This is a genomic window from Leeia sp. (assembly GCF_041909055.1).
GTDB lineage: Bacteria > Pseudomonadota > Gammaproteobacteria > Burkholderiales > Leeiaceae > Leeia > Leeia aquatica.
On record NZ_JAYREC010000005.1, the window covers coordinates 197,535 to 214,767 of the forward strand.

General features: G+C 60.6%; 19 protein-coding genes. 5 read left to right on the top strand and 14 right to left on the bottom strand.

The annotated features are described in order from the left end of the window. Nucleotides 1–5: 5 nt before the first annotated feature. From ACE3O2_RS13725 to ACE3O2_RS13740, 4 genes are read right to left on the bottom strand one after another with little or no spacing between them, the layout of a single operon-like run. Entirely contained in the window at nucleotides 6–1,352 is a 1,347-nt protein-coding gene (locus ACE3O2_RS13725; protein WP_168877554.1) for an MATE family efflux transporter, read from the bottom strand. Beyond that, nucleotides 1,349–3,085 carry an ABC transporter ATP-binding protein gene (locus ACE3O2_RS13730; protein WP_374338376.1) on the bottom strand — a complete coding sequence of 579 codons (1,737 nt, stop codon included), beginning with the start codon at nucleotides 3,083–3,085 and terminating at the stop codon, nucleotides 1,349–1,351. Before ACE3O2_RS13730 ends, ACE3O2_RS13725 begins: the two co-directional genes overlap by 4 nt. Then, on the bottom strand, nucleotides 3,082–4,851 hold the full coding sequence (locus ACE3O2_RS13735; RefSeq protein ID WP_374338378.1) for an ABC transporter ATP-binding protein: 1,770 nt from the start codon (nucleotides 4,849–4,851) through the stop codon (nucleotides 3,082–3,084). Before ACE3O2_RS13735 ends, ACE3O2_RS13730 begins: the two co-directional genes overlap by 4 nt. An 8-nt stretch (nucleotides 4,852–4,859) precedes the next feature. After that, on the bottom strand, nucleotides 4,860–7,025 hold the full coding sequence (locus tag ACE3O2_RS13740; protein ID WP_374338381.1) for a TonB-dependent receptor: 2,166 nt from the start codon (nucleotides 7,023–7,025) through the stop codon (nucleotides 4,860–4,862). A 165-nt stretch (nucleotides 7,026–7,190) separates the two neighbouring features. On the opposite strand from ACE3O2_RS13740, the gene ACE3O2_RS13745 reads away from it, so the two are divergent. Next, complete coding sequence (locus ACE3O2_RS13745) at nucleotides 7,191–8,075, top strand: helix-turn-helix transcriptional regulator (protein WP_374338383.1); 885 nt, start codon at nucleotides 7,191–7,193, stop codon at nucleotides 8,073–8,075. Nucleotides 8,076–8,084: 9 nt separating this feature from the next. Here ACE3O2_RS13745 and ACE3O2_RS13750 read toward each other — a convergent pair whose 3' ends face one another. Both ACE3O2_RS13750 and ACE3O2_RS13755 read right to left on the bottom strand, forming a co-directional pair. Then, nucleotides 8,085–8,564 (bottom strand): substrate-binding periplasmic protein, encoded by a 480-nt coding sequence (locus ACE3O2_RS13750; RefSeq protein ID WP_374338385.1) that lies wholly within the window; start codon nucleotides 8,562–8,564, stop codon nucleotides 8,085–8,087. Continuing rightward, on the bottom strand, nucleotides 8,530–8,808 hold the full coding sequence (locus ACE3O2_RS13755) for a hypothetical protein (RefSeq protein WP_374338387.1): 279 nt from the start codon (nucleotides 8,806–8,808) through the stop codon (nucleotides 8,530–8,532). Before ACE3O2_RS13755 ends, ACE3O2_RS13750 begins: the two co-directional genes overlap by 35 nt. A 126-nt stretch (nucleotides 8,809–8,934) precedes the next feature. Between ACE3O2_RS13755 and ACE3O2_RS13760 the strand changes: the two genes are divergently transcribed. Continuing rightward, a complete protein-coding gene (locus ACE3O2_RS13760; RefSeq protein ID WP_374338389.1) occupies nucleotides 8,935–9,444 on the top strand; it encodes a C40 family peptidase in 510 nt (169 codons plus the stop codon). A 10-nt stretch (nucleotides 9,445–9,454) separates the two neighbouring features. Here the strand turns inward: ACE3O2_RS13760 and ACE3O2_RS13765 are convergent, their stop codons facing one another. From ACE3O2_RS13765 to nhaR, 3 genes are read right to left on the bottom strand one after another with little or no spacing between them, the layout of a single operon-like run. Next, nucleotides 9,455–10,006 carry an RNA 2'-phosphotransferase gene (locus tag ACE3O2_RS13765; protein WP_374338391.1) on the bottom strand — a complete coding sequence of 184 codons (552 nt, stop codon included), beginning with the start codon at nucleotides 10,004–10,006 and terminating at the stop codon, nucleotides 9,455–9,457. A gap of 35 nt (nucleotides 10,007–10,041) precedes the next feature. Next, nucleotides 10,042–10,956: an RluA family pseudouridine synthase gene (locus tag ACE3O2_RS13770; RefSeq protein WP_374338393.1), complete on the bottom strand. Its 915-nt coding sequence runs from the start codon at nucleotides 10,954–10,956 to the stop codon at nucleotides 10,042–10,044. Continuing rightward, nucleotides 10,949–11,845 carry a transcriptional activator NhaR gene (nhaR, locus tag ACE3O2_RS13775; RefSeq protein ID WP_374338395.1) on the bottom strand — a complete coding sequence of 299 codons (897 nt, stop codon included), beginning with the start codon at nucleotides 11,843–11,845 and terminating at the stop codon, nucleotides 10,949–10,951. Before nhaR ends, ACE3O2_RS13770 begins: the two co-directional genes overlap by 8 nt. 108 nt (nucleotides 11,846–11,953) lie before the next feature. Here nhaR and ACE3O2_RS13780 point away from each other — a divergent pair, with 108 nt between their 5' ends. From ACE3O2_RS13780 to ACE3O2_RS13790, 3 genes are all read left to right on the top strand, one after another. Continuing rightward, nucleotides 11,954–12,523 (top strand): hypothetical protein, encoded by a 570-nt coding sequence (locus ACE3O2_RS13780; protein WP_374338397.1) that lies wholly within the window; start codon nucleotides 11,954–11,956, stop codon nucleotides 12,521–12,523. Nucleotides 12,524–12,554: 31 nt separating this feature from the next. Next, nucleotides 12,555–13,514: a TerC family protein gene (locus ACE3O2_RS13785; RefSeq protein ID WP_374338399.1), complete on the top strand. Its 960-nt coding sequence runs from the start codon at nucleotides 12,555–12,557 to the stop codon at nucleotides 13,512–13,514. A 305-nt stretch (nucleotides 13,515–13,819) separates the two neighbouring features. Then, the gene (locus ACE3O2_RS13790; protein ID WP_374338401.1) at nucleotides 13,820–14,278 is read left to right on the top strand and encodes a hypothetical protein; all 459 of its coding nucleotides are present in this window, start codon (nucleotides 13,820–13,822) and stop codon (nucleotides 14,276–14,278) included. A 19-nt stretch (nucleotides 14,279–14,297) separates the two neighbouring features. Here ACE3O2_RS13790 and ACE3O2_RS13795 read toward each other — a convergent pair whose 3' ends face one another. From ACE3O2_RS13795 to ACE3O2_RS13815, 5 genes are all read right to left on the bottom strand, one after another. After that, nucleotides 14,298–14,735 carry a hypothetical protein gene (locus ACE3O2_RS13795; RefSeq protein ID WP_374338403.1) on the bottom strand — a complete coding sequence of 146 codons (438 nt, stop codon included), beginning with the start codon at nucleotides 14,733–14,735 and terminating at the stop codon, nucleotides 14,298–14,300. Between the two features lie 67 nt (nucleotides 14,736–14,802). Next, nucleotides 14,803–15,231 carry a hypothetical protein gene (locus tag ACE3O2_RS13800; RefSeq protein WP_374338406.1) on the bottom strand — a complete coding sequence of 143 codons (429 nt, stop codon included), beginning with the start codon at nucleotides 15,229–15,231 and terminating at the stop codon, nucleotides 14,803–14,805. A gap of 86 nt (nucleotides 15,232–15,317) precedes the next feature. Continuing rightward, complete coding sequence (locus ACE3O2_RS13805) at nucleotides 15,318–15,695, bottom strand: glycine zipper domain-containing protein (protein WP_168877567.1); 378 nt, start codon at nucleotides 15,693–15,695, stop codon at nucleotides 15,318–15,320. Between the two features lie 83 nt (nucleotides 15,696–15,778). After that, complete coding sequence (locus ACE3O2_RS13810) at nucleotides 15,779–16,180, bottom strand: hypothetical protein (protein WP_168877568.1); 402 nt, start codon at nucleotides 16,178–16,180, stop codon at nucleotides 15,779–15,781. Nucleotides 16,181–16,214: 34 nt separating this feature from the next. Further along, the gene (locus ACE3O2_RS13815; RefSeq protein WP_374338409.1) at nucleotides 16,215–17,189 is read right to left on the bottom strand and encodes a quinone oxidoreductase; all 975 of its coding nucleotides are present in this window, start codon (nucleotides 17,187–17,189) and stop codon (nucleotides 16,215–16,217) included. Between the last annotated feature and the right edge of the window lie 44 nt (nucleotides 17,190–17,233).

Consider the following 17,233-nt stretch of genomic DNA (forward strand, 5'->3'; position numbering starts at 1 on the left):
CCGGATCAGGTTGCCATGACAGGTTGGCGAGATGCCCTACCGGGTAATTGCCGCCAAGCTACCAGCACCATGCAAGCCCCAACCAGTAAAGCGGCCAGCAAGATGCTCCACCAGAGTGATGTCGAAGACGCCACGTGTTGCGTGGCCCACCAGAACAGCAGCGGCTGCAGCAACAGATGACGTGACAACCCGCCGAGAAAATTACAAAGGGGTCGCTGCAGACCTTGCAGGGCTTGCCCACTGACCAGCATCAGCACATAGCCGAGCGCACACCAGCACATGATGCGCACACCCTGGATCGCCTGCGCCAACACCGCCGGCTCTGTCGTAAACCCGGCACACAGGGCGGGTGCCAAACCATAGAGTGCCGCTGCAAACAGCAGAGACAGCGGCATGCCGATCCACAAACCACTGCGCCAGACCTCGCGCACCCGCTCCGGCAAGCCCGCCCCCTGCGCTTGGGCCACCATGCCCAGCACCGCATACCCCAGGGCAATCACCGGCATGGACCACAGCTGCTCCAGACGCAATACCAGCAGCGCGCTCGCTTGTGCAACAGCACCCCATGGCTGGATGAAGACAAACAAGACGTAGGTGCCGCCAGCAATAAAGAGAAAGGTCAAGCCCGCCAGTGTGCCCAGCTTGAACCAAGGGCCCAGTAGCGCAGGCTGTAACTGCCACATCCCCACACCTGACGGAGGGAGGCGTCGCCAAAGCAGATAGCCTCCCCACAGCAACGCTACGGACTGTACCAGCAAGGTGGTCCACGCCAACCCGACCAGACCGGGTGCCCAGCCACTCCAGAGAAACAGCCAGGCATTGCACAGCAGCCCCAGACCAAAGCTGGCCAGCATGATCCGGCTGAACAGCACTGCCAGACCCAGCCCGTTAAACGCACCGTACAGCACCATCAGCAGGTAGAACAAGGGTACCGCGGGCAACAAGGTCTTCAGGTAGCGGTGCGCCATCCCCCCGCCACCTCCCAGCAACTGCAGCAAGCCCTCCAGCCCTATGGCCGCCAGCGCGCCCAACACGCATCCAACTGACAGTGCCCCCAGCAAGGCTTGAACCAGTTGCGGGCGGAGTTGCGCCACCTGACCGGCGGCGTGTGCCTGCCCCAGAAAAACCGCTGTAGACTGGCTGTAACCATACGCCAGCGCCACCAGCAGATAAAACACCGTACTGCCGGTGGCCAGTGCCGCCTGGGCTTCTGCGCCCAGCCGCCCGGCAAACCAGGCATCAGCCACACCAAACAGCAGCATCAACAGCAGTCCCAGGGTCAAGGGCAGGATCTGCTGCAGCAATTGACGGACAACCGGCCCCTGATTCAGGTCGTGAACGGCCTGTTTCATTCGGAAACCTCCTGCAACTGCCATTCACATCCCTGCCGGTATTGACGCCACCAGCGGGCATACTGCCCCCCTTGCTGCAGCAGGGCTTGATGCGTACCCCGTTCACACACACGGCCCGCATCCATCACGATGACCTGATCGGCCTCGACAGCATGCTGCAAGGCATGGGTAATCTGAATCACGGTACGCTGGCGAGACAACGCCTGAATCGCCTTCTGCACCTGCAACGCGTTTTCACTGTCCAGCCCCGAGGTGATTTCATCCAGCAAGACCACGGGCGCGTCTTTCAGCCAGGCACGGGCGATTGCCAGCCGCTGTTGCTCACCGCCAGACAGGGCAACCCCACCCTGCCCCACTGGCGTGTCCAGTCCCTCTGGCCATGCTGCGATCACCTGATCGCAACACACCACCCGCAATGCCGCCCAAAGTCGATCATCATCGGCATCCGCTGCACCCAGCAGCAGGTTCTCACGCACAGTACCCGGCAACAGCACATCCTGCTGCAGCACCACGCTGACCTGTTGCCGCCAGCTCGCCAGTGAATGAGGTTGTATCGCGTGACCATCCACACTCAGCTGGCCAGCATCGGCGTCATAGAAGCGAACCAGCAGCGCCAGCAGGGTGGATTTACCGGCACCGTTGCGCCCCACCACCACGGTATGGCTCCCCGCCGGGAAGGTCGCTGAAAAGCCATTCAGTACCGCATGCCGCTCATAGCTGAACTGCAACGCTTGCGCCTGCACATTTGCCTGCACATTCGAGGGTAAGGGGGCAGACGTATCGACTTGCGGCGGCAACTGGTGCAACCCTTTCAGGCGCCCCCAGGCCATCAGGCTCCACTTGAGCAAGCCCCACTCTTGCCAGGCCGCACTCAGGTTGAAGTACACCAAGGGCGACAGGATCAGCAAAGGCAGCAGCTGAACCGCTGACCAGCCCAGGGGATTCAGCACCAGCAAGGCCAGCAACAAGAGCAGCGCCAGCTCCAGCATCCCGTTCAGCAACAGATCACGCAGTGAGAACACCCGCACCGATTGCAGCATGCCGCGTTGCCGCGCCTGCAGACTGTCTTGCAGCCGCAGCTGGGGATGATGGAATGCGCCGTGCTGTCGCAGGGTGCGAATGCCGTCAATCACCGACGACAGAGCCATCATCATCCGGTCCTGCAAGGTAGCCAACGCAGCAATGCGCCCCTGCAGGGTGTGCATCAGGCGCTTCGCCAATACCCCACACCCCGCCAGCAGCAGCAGGAACATCGCAGCAGGCAGCGGGTTGTAATACAGCATCGCCAGCAACAACAACAGCGACAGCATCAGCAGTGACTGTAGCCGGACCAGCACGATGAACACGCCCTCCTGCAACAGGCGAACATCATTCCCCACCCGTTCGATCAGTTCGCTATCCGTCCAGCGACGTACCTGCCATAGCGGCGCACGCAACACGCGCTCCACCAGTTGCTGGCGCAGCAAGCCAAAGGCTGAGAATACGGTGCGGGTGCCCAGCATGCGTGCCCGATGCTGGATCAGCAGCCTCAGTAAAGGGCTCAACGCCGCCGCCACCAGCCAGTACGGCACCGCCTGTGCCGAAGCCCCCGGCAGCAGCGACAGCATCACGTTGATCGCCGCCAGCGGGAGCACCGCCTGCAGCAGTACATCCAGCGCCGACAAACCCTGCAAACGCCAGAACGCGGGCCGTTGCCCTTGGGCCTGCAGCAGACTCCAGAACAAGCGACTCATGCCAGCACCTCCTCGGGTACGTCATGCAAGGCCTGCCATAGCGCCGCATAGCGCCCCTGAGCAGCCATCAGCTCTGCATGGCGACCAGTCTCCACCACCCGCCCCGCCTCCAGCACCACAATCTGGTCGCAGTGCTGGATGGTGTGCAGGCGATGTGCAATCACCACCAGGGTTCGCCCCCGTACCAGCGTGGACATGGCCTGCTGGATCAGGGCTTCATTCTCGATATCGCTGAACGCCAGCGCCTCATCCAGAATCACGATGGGCGCATCACACAGCATGGCGCGCGCCAAGGCCAGACGTTGACGCTGCCCCCCGGACAGGTTACGCCCCTCCTCCTCCAGCCTAGTCTGGTAGCCGTGTGGCAAGGCGGTGATGAAGTCATGGCACAGCATGGCTTGCGCCACGGCTTCTACTTCCGCATCGGGTGCATCCGGTCGCCCAAGGCGGATGTTGTCCGCCACACTCATGGCAAACAACTCCACCTGCTGGCTGACGTAGGCCAGCTGTTGCCGCAGCAGGTCCTCAGACCACGCCGTCAGTGGCAGCCCGTGCAGCCGGATGCTGCCGTTGGTCGGGTCATCTTGCCGCATCAGCAATTTGGCCAGTGTCGATTTGCCCGCACCACTGGGGCCGACCAGCGCCAGAGAGCGGCCCTCGGGAAGGGTCAGCGAAACCTCATGCAACACCTGCCGCCCCGACCGAACATAGTTCACAGCGGACAGCACATAGCCTCGCTCTGCTGCGACCGGCTGGGCAGGCATCACCGCCAGCTCCGGTGCATCGAGCACGGCAAACACCCGCCGCCACAAACCACCCAGTTTGCCCAGCCGCAGAAACAGGCTAAACACATCGCCATAGAGCGAGCCCAGCCCAATGGACACCACGATGGCAAACAGCAAGGCGGAAGGCGTGATACTGTGCGCGGGCAGCACCCCCATCCCCAGCAGCAGCACTGCGGACAGCGAACTGGTACCCAGAACCATGAACAGCACGGCCAGCCACAAGGTACGCTGGACACTGGCTTCCGCCAGTGACTGATGCTGTTGCAGTGCCTGTGCAATGGCATGGTGGCGGTCATGGCCTTGTCCATAGGCCCGCAACAAAGGCTGGCCTTTGACGAATACCGACAACTGCTGCAACACCCCACCCCAAGCGGTCATCATCGCTTGCATGGCTGCCTGCCCTGTCACCATCGAGCGGGCAGAAGCCAAGACCGCCAGTACATAAGGCAGAAAGCACGCCAAGGCCAGACGCCAATCCACCCCGACCAGCACCACCAACGTCAGCAGGGGAATCAGGGTCGCGCTGACCAGATCGGGCAGCAGATGCGCCAGCCCGTCCTCCAGCTCATCCACCTGTTGCCCCAGCAGATGCGTCAGCTCCGCGGGATGCTGCCGATCAAACCAGACCAGCGGCACCCGCTGCAGCTTGTCCAGCAGCGCCTGGCGTAATTGCTCAATGACGGCAAACGCCATGCGATGTGAGGTGGCTCGCGCCCAGTACAGCAGCGTGTGTCGCCCCAGCCACGCCACCAGCAGGCCAGACAGCACGGCGGCAATCGACACCCCCTGTCCGCCCGCCAATAGCGCCTGCCCCTGCCACCAGGCCGCCAGATAAGGGGTGAGGCTCAACATCCCGGCCAGCGCCACAGCCGCACAGACTCCCCAGAGGGTACGCCGCCAGGGTTGCAGCACGGCCAGACTGGGTTTCAATCCCCCTTGGCGAGGCAGGCTGGCAAAGTCCCGCGGCGCATTGGCTGACATGACCATCCTTAGAACGACGCCCCGGCCGTCAGCATCACGCTACGCGGCTGGCCATAGACGGCAGAAGTCAAGCCATTGACCGGCGAGTTCGCCGCAATCAGCTGGTAGTAGCGCTTGTTAAAGACATTATTGACATTCAGCTTCAGCCACCACTGCTTGAAATCCAGCCGCGCACTCACATCCATCAGGTCATAACTGCCCTGTCCAATGCTGTTGGCCGAGTTGGCATAGAAACGCCCGGTCCGGTTCCAGTCCAGCCGCGCGGTCAGCCTGGTGCCATCGGCAACCGCGCCTTGATACTGCAAGCCCAATTTCGCGGTGTAGAGCGGCGCCAAGGGCACCGCCTTGCCGATGGCCACCGCTTCAAAGCTCTGCTCCACCCGGCTCTGATTCAAGGCATAGCCCGCATTCAGGCTCCAGCTACGGGCAAACTGATAACCCAGCTCCAGTTCCAGACCACGATAACGGGTGCGCCCCACGTTCTTGATCTGCGTATCCGGCAACACCATCAATTGCTGATCATGGATACGGGTCTGATACAGGGACACGGCATAGCTCAGCGCCGGATCTTGCAGCACACCTTTCATGCCGAGCTCTACATTACGACTGGTCTCATGGCCGTAGGTCAGGTAGGGACCGGTCGGGCTGCCATTGACCATCTGCGGGTTGGTATTCACCCCACCCGGCGTATAGCCGGTTGCCACATTGAGGAACACCACATTATCCGGGCGCCACTCGTAGTTGGCCGCCAGCTTGTAGGTGGTCGAGGTATCCTGCCGACTGATCTCCGGTTTGTTTTTGTAGACATCAGTGAAACGCTGGTGATCCTTTTGGTAGCGCACACCTGCTACCAGCGTCCATTGCGGAGCCAGTCGGTAATCCAGCTGCCCGAAACCGGCCCAGCCAGAGGTCTGATAGCGGGTATCCTGGTACTGCGTGCCAAAACTGTTGCCAAAGCGGTTGGTATTGAGCGTCTGATCCCGGTAGGCATACACGCCGGCTTGCCAGTCCAGCTTGTCGCGCTTGCCCACCAGCTGCACCTCCTGGCTCAGCTGGCGATGATCATTGGTATAGGGATCAAAGTTATAGAAAAACGAGGGGTCCGCCGAGTAGTCCACATCGGTTCGCATCTCTTGCTTGCTACGCTGCCAGGCGGTCGTGGCGTTGAGTTTGACGCCACCAAAGTCATGGCTAACCTGGAAAGTCAGTGCTCGCCCACGGGTGCGGGTATCACCCTCCAGATTGCGCTCTACTTCGTAGAAATTCAGGTCCCCCGCGCGTGTCGCCGAACCCATGCTGGCAAACGCCATCATCAGGTTACGCAGCTTGATGGGCTGCAGCGTCTGTGGGTCCACATAGGTTTGCAGGTACGCCGGCGTGCGGTCATTAAAATGGCGTGCTGTCAGGCGCAGCTGTGTATCGGCCGAGGCATCCGCTTCCAGCTTGAACCCCACATTGCGGCGCTCATAGGCATCCAGCTTGCCTTGCGAGCCATTGGCCACATTCTTCAGTACGCCATCGCCTTCCATCACACCGGCGTCAACACCGAAACGCAGACGGTCATCAAATACGCCGCTCTGTGCATTGAAAGTCAGACGTTTGGCGTGACGCTGCCCCCAGCCCGCGCTGACACTGATGGCATGGTCGTCCGGCCGCCTGGTGACAATATTGATAACACCCGCCGACGCATTGCGCCCATAAAGCGTACCCTGCGGCCCTTTCAGTACCTCCACCCGCTCCACATTACCCCCCAGCAGTACATCCTGCATGGCGGCATCGAGTTGTGGTACACCGTCCACATAGACGGCGACGCGTTTGTTCTTCAGATCGGTCATGTCGCCGATCCCCCGGATGAAGATGCGGGGCTGGCTGCCGGTATAGCTGCCGATAGAGACACCGTTGAGCTGCTTGCCCAGTTGCTCCAGGCTGTCGATCTGGCGCAGTTCGATCTGCTCGCCACTCACCACTTCCACTGTGGCGGGTACATCCTGCAGCGCTTGCTCCACCTTTTGTGCCGTCACTTTAATCGGCTTCATGGTCGTCGGCGCTGGCGTTGTCGCATCCGCCCATGCCATCCCGGAGTACACCGACAATACGGCGACCACCCCAACCCGCAAACGCAAACCCTGCTTGTACCGCACCGTTACCCCCAGATTCAGTTGTCGCCCTGTCATGCCGCCATTGGCAGGCGTGAGCGCTATTGTTTTTTCACAAATAAAAACAATTCTCATTATATAGAGAGGTGCAAAGCTCTGTTTTTGCGCGGTGCACAGAAAAGTTTTGTGAAGTGATCACATCGCAAATATAATGATATTCATTATCAATTAATGATGCGCACCATGGAAGCTTCTCTGCACGTCGAACGTCAATTCCAGTGGCAATCTGCTGAAGGGGTACATCTGGTCAGCAGCGAGCTTCACATTCATGAACCTTGCTGCCTGCAGTCCGTGACCCCGGCTTCTGGTCTGGTGGTCGGATTAACGCTATATGGCACGGCAGAATCCGTGCTGCTGGGGGAGCCCGAACAAGTGCATGCCATTCCGCCCAACTTCTGCTGGGCCTTGCCGGTGCAGCAGGGCAATGTGCTGGAAAGCCGCTACCAGGCGGGTACCCGTATCGCTGGTGCAGGCTTCTTCCTGCCTGCAGACTGGCTGCGCTGCCATGGCCAGCAAGACCCCAGCCTCGCCATCCTTCTGCATATTCTGGAAGAAGGCCGCATGCGCTGCGCGGATACACCGTGCCAGGTTGAGCAGCACATCACCCAGCTGCTGCACAACCCTTACCATGGCAAGCTGGCTGATCTTTATCTGGAAGCCCGAGCACACGACCTGCTGTTCAACCTGATTGAAACCCTGAGCGGGACACGCCGGCCCAGCGCGTTAAGCCACGGCGAACGGCGGCTGGAAAAGGCACATGAGATCATCAGCGCCCGGCTGCACAATCCACCTAGCCTAGAGGAACTGGCAAGGGAGGCCGGCATCAGCATCTCAGCCCTGCGCAAGGACTTCAAGCGACGCTATGGTTTGCCGGTGATGAGCTATATCCGCAAGCGACAACTGGATGAAGCGCGTGAAGAATTACGCAATGGCGCATCGGTCACGGCGACAGCACTGAAGTACGGCTACGATACCCCGGCCAATTTTTCCACCGCATTCAAGCGGCAGCACGGCAACTCCCCCAGCCAGCAGCGCAGGCAGGATCAGGGCATCATCAGCATGCAGTAAGTCTCTGGTTTATTGATAGCGCACGAGAATACGCTCCAGTTCACCCTTGCGCTGCAGCAAGGCCATGGCGTGCTGCAATTGCCGGATGAGCACCGGGTCGAGCCCCTTGCGGGCGTACATGGCATAACGACGCTCATTGATTGTAAAAATCGGATCAAACTGCTTACGATCCAGCCCAGACTGCCGCAGTGCATAGTGCAGCAGGTAATCGGACGAAATCACCGCATCCAGTCGCCCAAAGGACAGCATGCGCACCCCCTGGAATGGGTCGGCAATCGCGTCCTTGATGATGCTGTCGTCGTTATTGATCCGTTCATCGTAGAAGGCACCCCGTGCCATGCCCAGGTGGCGCCCGCGCAAAGACTCGATACGGTCAATGCCCAAACCCGCGCGCGGGATCACCACGGAGCGAAAGGTATGGAAAGGAACCACCCGTTCACCCAGCGTATCCAGCTCAGCGCCCTCCACCCCCCACCACCAGATCGGCACTGCCATCCTTCAAGGCGGCGGCAATACGCACATACACCACCGAGGTTGACTCCATGCTGATGCCACTGGTGCGGATCAAGGCATTGAGGATGTCCATATGCATGCCACCACGTGAGCCATCGGCTTGATGAATGGTATAGGGTTCAACGTCATTGATCGTCACCCGCAAGGGACGCTCGTCCGCCAACGCAGGCAGCACCAGCATCACCCCCAGCAGATACAACCCTCTCCACCACCTGAACATCCTGCACGCCTCCTGCTTGATGCCTTCAGTATAACCGGGCAAGGCCGCCTTTCCAGCATCCGGCTAGCCAGTTGCAAGCGTTCGTCGTACCATGCAGTCAGCATGGTATGTAACAGGCTATCCAGCATGAAATGCTATTCCAAGATGGCAAGCATTGCCCTTGCAGCCCTGCTGCTGGCGGGCTGCCCGAGTCGTACCCCGCCTGCCACCAGCAGCAGCAAACCCCTGTCGGTTGGCAAGCGTGTGGAAGTGGCGTCCAGTCACCGTGAAGAAGTCACCCTCTATGCGCTGGGACTGCTGAATACCGAGTACCGCTACGGGGGTAGCTCACCCGAGGGCGGGCTGGATTGCAGCGGTCTGGTCAGCCATATCTTTGCCAAGGCCACTGGCGTGCTGTTGCCACACAATGCTGCGGCGATTGCATCACTGGCGCGCCCGCTGGAACGCAGTGCCCTGCAGGCTGGGGACCTAGTGTTTTTCAACACCCTGGGGCGGCCGTTCTCGCATATGGGGGTGTATCTGGGCGAGGACAAATTCATTCATGCCCCCAGCAGTGGCAAGCTGGTACGCATCGACCTGCTGAGTAACCGCTATTACGCCAGCCGCTTTGAAGGCGGACGTACCCTGTTTCAGTAGCCGTGGCTCCTTAGTCGGGGAAGGCCAGATAGTCTACCGGCACCGGCCCGGTCAGCCATACCCCGTTTTCAGAGCAATGGAACACTTGCCCGGCCCGGTGCAGGTCGCCACTGCGCACCACCAGCACCACCGGACGGCCATGCCGGCCGCCGACCTGAATCGCCGTCTCTTTCTGCAAGGACAGGTGCACATGGTGCCGACTGCCCGGCTTCAAGCCTTCGCGGCGAATCGCGTCCAGATGGCTGTGCGCCGTGCCATGGTACAGAAACTCGGGCGGTTGCAGCGCGGCCAGCTGCAGGTCCACCCCCGTCACAGAGTGCCCCTGGTTGGCGCGTATCCGCAGCCCATCCTCGGAGAAGGCAAAGCGCTGCTTGTTATTGTCGCACACCACAACGGCCAGCTCCTCCGGTGCGCAAGGCATGCCATGCCGGGCCAGCGCGGCCAGCAGGATGCGGACCTCGACCCAGCCTTGGGCATCCAGCGTCAGGCCCACGGACTCTGGCGCATGGCGCAGGATGCGGGACAGGGTTTTACTGATACGGGTTTTGCGTGCTTCATTCATTCTTCTTGTTCGCTTTCTTGTTCTTATGGTTTATGTCATGACGGGCGGACATCCTCCGCCAGCCAGGCCAGCTGTCGCTGGCTGGTAAACTGCCGCGCCTCCCCGCTCAGCGGATCGGTAAAAGCAATGCTGCGCGCCAGCAATTGCAGCGGCTGACTAACATCATCCCCCTTGTCGTCCAGTACCTGCGGATAAAACGGGTCATGCACGATGGGGATGCCCAGACCGGCCAGATGCACGCGCAGCTGATGCTTGCGTCCGGTATGCGGGTGCAACCGGTACCAGGCGTAGCTGCCCAGTCGCTGGATCAGCTCGATGCGGGTCTCGCTGTTGGGTTCGCCGGCCACTTCCTGCATGGTCATGAAGTGATCCCCCGCCTCAATACGGCTGCGGTGGGTCAGCGGCCACGACAGGTCGCGCCAAGGGGCCACCGCTTCATAGACCTTGCGGACTTCACGGCGCTCAAACAGGGTCTGATAGGCGCCGCGGCTGGCCGGGTCCAGGCAGAACAGCACCACCCCTGCGGTTTCTCGGTCCAGCCGGTGCACCGGGGTCAGTTGGGGTTGGTTGAGACGCGTACGCAGGCGGTGCAGCAGGGTTTCCCGCAGGAAACGCCCGCCGGGGGTCATCGGCAGGAAGTGCGGCTTGTCCACCACCAGCAGGTGCGCATCCTGGTGCAGGATGGTCTCAGTAAACGGAATCGGTGTTTCCGCGCCAACTTCGCGATAGTACCAGATGCGCTGGCCGACCCGATAGGGGGCCGCCACCGGCAGCGCCTGGCCGTGATCGTCAAACAGTTCGCCCTGAGCCATGCGTTGCTGCAAGGCTTGCGGGTCCAGATGGCGGAAGCGGGTCTGCAAATACGCCAGCAGGGAGGGCCACTCGCCTTCCGGCAGCCACAGGTAGCTGGGGGCAATCCCCTCCCGCCATGGAATCGGTGCCTTACTCATGGATCAAGCCCTGCGCCAGCAAGATGGCACGGATCGCCGGGTGCACCGTACGCCGTTCCGCGGTAATCAGGTAGGTCTGTTCCTTCACCGCCTCGATCTGCCCCACCACTTCCACCCCATGCTGACGGCACACATCGTCCACAATGGTGCTGGGGGCCACAAACAGTCCGGCCCCCGCCTGCCCAAACGCTTTCAGCAATGCGCCATCGTCAAACTCGCCGACAATGCGGGGCCGCAACTGCTGCCCTTCCAGCCAATCCAGCAGGCGGCTGCGTACCGCCACATCCTCCCCCGGCAGCAGGAACGGCGCGCCATGCAGGCACTGTGGAAAAGCCCCCAGCAAGGTCGCCTTCAGCGCCGGGGTGGCAAAGACGGTAAGCGGACTATCGCCCAAAGGGTGTACATAGGCGCGCACGTTCAGGTTGCTCGGCATCGGCCGGTCGACGATCACCAGATCCAGCCGGTGTACCGCCAACTCCCCCAGCAGCGCCGACAAGCGCCCCTCTCGCACCGTCAAACGCACCGGTTCATCCAGTTGCAGCACGGCTTGCAACAAACGATAGGTCTGCAATTTGGCCACCGAGTCGGCCACGCCGACACGCAATGGCAGGGACGCGGTCAAGGGGCCACTGCGTAGCGCTTCGGTCAGCGCCTCGCCCAGTGAGAAAATCTCATCGGCGTAGCTCAACACCTGCTGCCCAGTCTCGGTCAGCTCCAGCCCACGCCCCGCCCGCCGCAGCAGCTTGACCCCAAGCTGCTCCTCCAGCTCGGCCAACTGCCCGCTGATGGACTGGGGCGTGACATGCAGCTGCTCACTGGCGCGGGCAATACTGCCCGCCTTGGCGACGACCCAGAAGTAGCGCAAATGCTTGTAGTTGAGATGACTCACCAATACATCCAAATAAACTGATATTTGACAAATAATATTCGATTTGTGCGAATAATGGCAGCCCCCTACACTGCAAGCATTCCATATTGCCCGTCAACGGAGCTTGCCATGCAACCTGTACTGCCTTTGCAACAATTGCGCCGCTATCGCCGCGTCATCATCGGCGTCGCACTCACGCTGGCGGTATTACTGGGCCTGACGATCTGGGGTGTGATTGCTGGCGCGAGCTGGTTGCTCGACAAAGCCCCTCAAGTGGCCGCCAGTGGCCAGCAGATGCTCACGGCTGCGCGTGAAAAGATTGAGGAAGTGGCCCCCCAAGCCAAGGAGCGCGTCCAGGTCTGGTTGCCCTCGACCAATCCATCCCAGCCCGTGGCACAGGATGTCAGCGGCAGTGACTTGGGCCCCGCCAGCCGTATGGCCGGTCTGGTGCGTACCCGCTATACCGAAACAGAAGCGCAGCGACAAACCGTATACGAGGGCAAGGTGGACTATCAGGCCACCTTGCAGCATTACCTGCGCGGCTTTGATCGCCCCGGCATGGAGCACCATGTTTTGAGCGCTGCGCCAGGGAATGAACAACATAGCTTCCGCAGTGGCCAGCAACAGTGGCAGCTGGATATCCAGCAACTGGCGGATAGCCGGGTCAGCGTATCGCTATCCGAAACCACCTTGAAGTAAGCCGTAAATCAGTCTGGACAAGGAGTACCCTATGCACAGTATTGGCAGCCCCGGCTTGTGGGCCGTTTTCCTGGGTCTGGTGGTGGTGATGCTCGCCATCGACCTGCTGACGTTAAAACAGAAAGGCAATCACCGTCCCTCCATGCGTGAGGCGCTGGGCTGGTCGGCGGTATGGGTGTCGATTGCCCTGTTGTTCAACCTGGGCCTGTGGGTCTATCTGGATGATACGGTGGGCCGCGCGGCAGCCAATGAAACGGCACTGGCCTTCTTTACCGGCTACCTGATCGAGAAAGCGCTGGCAGTCGACAATATCTTTGTGTTCCTGATGATCTTCAGCTACTTCTCGGTGCCACCACAATACCAGCGCCGGGTACTGCTGTACGGCGTACTGAGTGCCATCGTGCTGCGTGCAGTCATGATTCTGGTGGGTGGTGTCTTGATTGAGCGCTTCAGCTGGATCCTGTATGTGTTTGGTGCCTTCCTGCTGTATACCGGGGTCAAAATGTGGTTCGCCAGCGAATCCGAACAGGACCTGGGCAACAACAAATTGCTGCGCTGGCTGAAAGGGCACATCAAGTTCACCGATGACTACCACGGCGAGAAGTTTTTTGTGGTCAAGCAAGGCGTACGCTACGCCACCCCGCTGCTGCTGGTACTGGTGATGATCGAGATCTCGGACGTGATCTTTGCGGTGGACAGCATCCCGGCCATCTTCGCCGTCACCACCGATCCGTTTGTGGTGATCACCAGCAACATCTTTGCCATCCTCGGTTTGCGGGCCATGTACTTCCTGTTGGCAGATGTGGCCGACCGCTTCCACCTGCTGAAGTATGGCCTGGCGCTGGTACTGGCCTTCATCGGCTGCAAGATGCTGCTGGCGCAGTACTGGCACATGCCGGTTGCCTGGTCACTGGTGGTGATTGCGGTGCTGATTGGCGGATCAATCGCCCTGTCACTGTGGCAGACCCGCAAACAGGTCTCCTCTCACTGACCCTACCCCACCGGGTGGCCAACCGGCCACCCGGTACCTCCAATCCGCTCAAAGTCATCCCCAACACGCACCAACCCTCGTCCACCCCACTGCTGTACACAGGGTCATAAGCTGGGCTTGGTGATAACGTGCAGGCTCCCTTGCCAACCCGCATGCAACCGTTGTATTACACATGCCATACGCTCTACTATCGGCCACATGCAGACATTCAAGCGCATTTCCTGCGGCTTGACGTTGTATGAGTGGCTGCGCTTCCTAGCCCGGCCTGAGGGCAAACAACACGGACCATTCACCGGTAAGGCCACATGATGAAAATGCGTTGGGTCGCGCTAATCGCACTGGGTTCACTGACGATTGGAATGGGGACTGCCAGCTGGTACTGGCTAAACTTCTATTCCCAATTTATAAACTCTGGCTTGACCACCAGCCTTGGGGCAGACATCGTGACCAAGGTCAGTATCTTGGAGCGTATTCGCGCTGGGAAAATAACTGAAGCAACAACCCTTCTTGAGACACTGTTAGATATCGACCTCATCAGTGCCGCAAGCCTTGCGCGGGAGGGCGCCACGTTTTCGCCCAATACTGCCCGCGCACTTGCTCGGGAAGCCAAAGCACGCTCCCTCTCGGGCTATCGATCCATACGTGACGATATGCACAATGCGGTTCAAGAAGCATTTTGTCTGGTGTCCGCAGCAACCGAGGCCAAACCCCCGGTAGACATTCCAGCAGGATGCACCACAGACAAAGTGGCCCCATCTCCTTGAGCCTGAAAGGCGAGGCAACTTACTTGTTGCTCTCTTCCCGCCACAGGCCCTTGCGTTGCATGCACATGCGGTACGCAGCATCACGATCGTTCTGATTCACATCATACGACGTATATTCAGCCGGGGCCCAGTGTGCCGGTGTGCGCTTGCACACCTGCTCGTCCGTCTGGGTGGTTACCCTAGTTTTACCGCCGGCAACCGTACCCCGGTAAGGCAATGGTGTCTCTGTGGTGTTGCGCGTGGTGGTACAGCGGGTCTCTGCAGGGGCGTAGTGGGCCGAGGCACTCTCATACTCCTCAAAGACCTCCGGATTATTGCGCCAGATCTCCGCTACACAATCCTGATAATCCTTACCCTTGTTCACATGCTCCTTGAGCTTGAGCCCTTTGAGCCCATGAACACCGCTGCAGGCTGTCAGCAAGACGGATAACAGCCCGATTGCCACGCATTTCCACATGATGGCCCCCTCACCCTTGATTGTCCCTATCCCGCTGCAACCTGCCCCCTGGCCTTACGGGCCAGCATCATTGCTGAACCTCTTCCCAGCGCCATCCCTTTTGCAGGAAACAGGAATCCGCATGTGAACTGCGTCGGCCACTGTTGACGTCCCGCATTGCCTTGACCGCAGGCACCCATCTGCCAGGCGTGGTCTGGCAAACCCGCTCTTCTTTGTGATCCGTGCTGGTACTGGTGCCGGGCTTTCCCGGCGCGGCGGGCGTGGTGGTCAGCGTACTGCTGCGGGTGGTGGTACATCGGCTGACTTCTGGTGCGTAGTAAGCGTGGCTGACCTCATACTCGACCAGCTTCTCCGGGAACCGCGTGCGTGCCTCGCTGGCACAATCACTCCGGTCCTGGCTCATCTCGGCCTCACCTTTGTGATCATGCACCCAGTGATAACTGACGCACCCGGTCAACAGTAACGGTAGCAGCAGAAATGAAACAGGCTTCCACATGATGTTGCGCTCCCTGAATGGCTCCCCTGCGCAGGCCTCTGCGGGCCTGCTGCAGGTCACGATGCCGATATGTCCATCAACGCAGGTCAGTCATCATCATCGTGGCGATGGTGCTTGTAGTGCCCCAAGTGGCGGCCTCGGCCAGGGAAACGATCAGGTTGGTAGCGGCGTTCGGGGCGTTCGACATACACCACCCGTTCACGAACCGGACGGTCTACATAGACCACACGCTCGCGCACCGGCTCGCGCTTGGGCTGGTCCAGCCGGTGACCAATGTAGGCACCTGCACCGCCGCCGATGGCTGCGCCCAGAATGGCACCATCCCGGTCACCCATGTCGTGCCCCACAGCCGCCCCCAGCGCACCACCAATGGCGCTGCCCAGAACGGTACCGGTACGGATTTGTTCAGCTTGTGAGTTCAAGGCCGCCAGCAGGAGGCCTGCGATCATCCAGTGCTTGTTCATTGCCGTCTTCCTTCATTCGGTTGCAACGAGACCAGTGTCGCAAACTGCAACTGAATGAAGGATGAATCAGTCAGTGATGCACCTCAGCCCGCGCGCAGCGAGCGCAGGAACAGCCCCAGCCCGCCAGCCACCAGCACCAGGATGACGATCAGGTCGAACGCACTCATGTTACGGAAGGAGAAATGAATCGAGGCAATCACCCCGAAGATCAGTGCCAGCAAAGACCCACCTGCCAGCACCCAGCCCAGCACGTTGCGGGCGTTGTAGAAAATCATCCCCACCCCGAACAGGAAAGGGATCATCACCATGCCACTGGTGATGGCATACATGCTGCCAAACATCTGCCAGCCAAACAGTGGCATGCCCAGACCAAAGCTGGACGTCACCATGATGGCACTCAGCAGCAGATACAAACCACCGATCAACATTGCCAGACCGAGGAAAAACTGCCCGGTCCCGCCTTGCGTTCCTCCTGCACCCCTCACCTTTGCCTCCTTTCCTTGACCTTGTTGTCGTCGCTCATGGCAGCAAAACGCTGGAACCCGTGGTACGCCGTGCGGCTAGGTCCTCATGCGCCTTCGCCACCTCGGCGAGTGGGTAGCGCTGATGAATGGCCAGCTTGATCTGCCCCTGTTCCACAGCGGAGAACAACGCCGCAGCGCCGGCCAGCAATGCTTCCCGTGTCCCCGTGTAGTGACCCAGCGTCGGGCGCGTCAGGTAGAGCGAACCCTTGCTGGACAGCACCCCCGGCTCGATGGCTGGCACCGCGCCGGAGGCGTTACCAAAGCTGACCATCAACCCGCGCTGGCGCAAGCAATCCAGTGAATCCATAAAGGTAGCCTGGCCGACACCGTCGTAGACTACCGGCACGCCCTTGCCGCCTGTGAGCTCTCGCACCTGCGCCACCCAGTCGGGCTGGCTGTAGTCCAGGACATGATCGCAACCATGCTGGCGGGCCAGCTCGGCTTTGGCCGGGCTGGACACGGTACCGATCACGGTCGCCCCCAGCGCCTTGGCCCATTGGCAAGCGATCAGCCCCACTCCGCCCGCGGCGGCATGAAACAGGATGGTCTCTCCGGCTTGCAACGGATAGGTCTGATGCAGCAGGTACCAGGCCGTCAGCCCTTGCAGCAACATGGAGGCCCCTTGCTCAAAGCTGAGGTGATCTGGCAACGGCACCAGCTTGTCGGCAGGCAAAATACGCTGCTCGGCGTAGGCTCCCAGCGGTCCACCGGCGTAAGCCACCCGGTCTCCCACCTGAGCGGTGCTCACCCCCTCGCCTACCGCTTCGACCACCCCGGCCGCCTCCATCCCCAGCCCCGAAGGCAAGGCCATCGGATACAGGCCACTGCGGTGGTACAGGTCGATGAAATTGAGACCGACCGCGTGCTGGCGCAAGCGCACCTGCCCCGGTCCCGGCTCGCCCACCGCCACCTCTTCCAGCACCATCACCTCCGGCCCACCGGTCTGATGGAAGCGAACCACCTTGCTCATCTCTGCCACTCCTTTAGAATGCTGTTCATCCTGATTGTGCCATC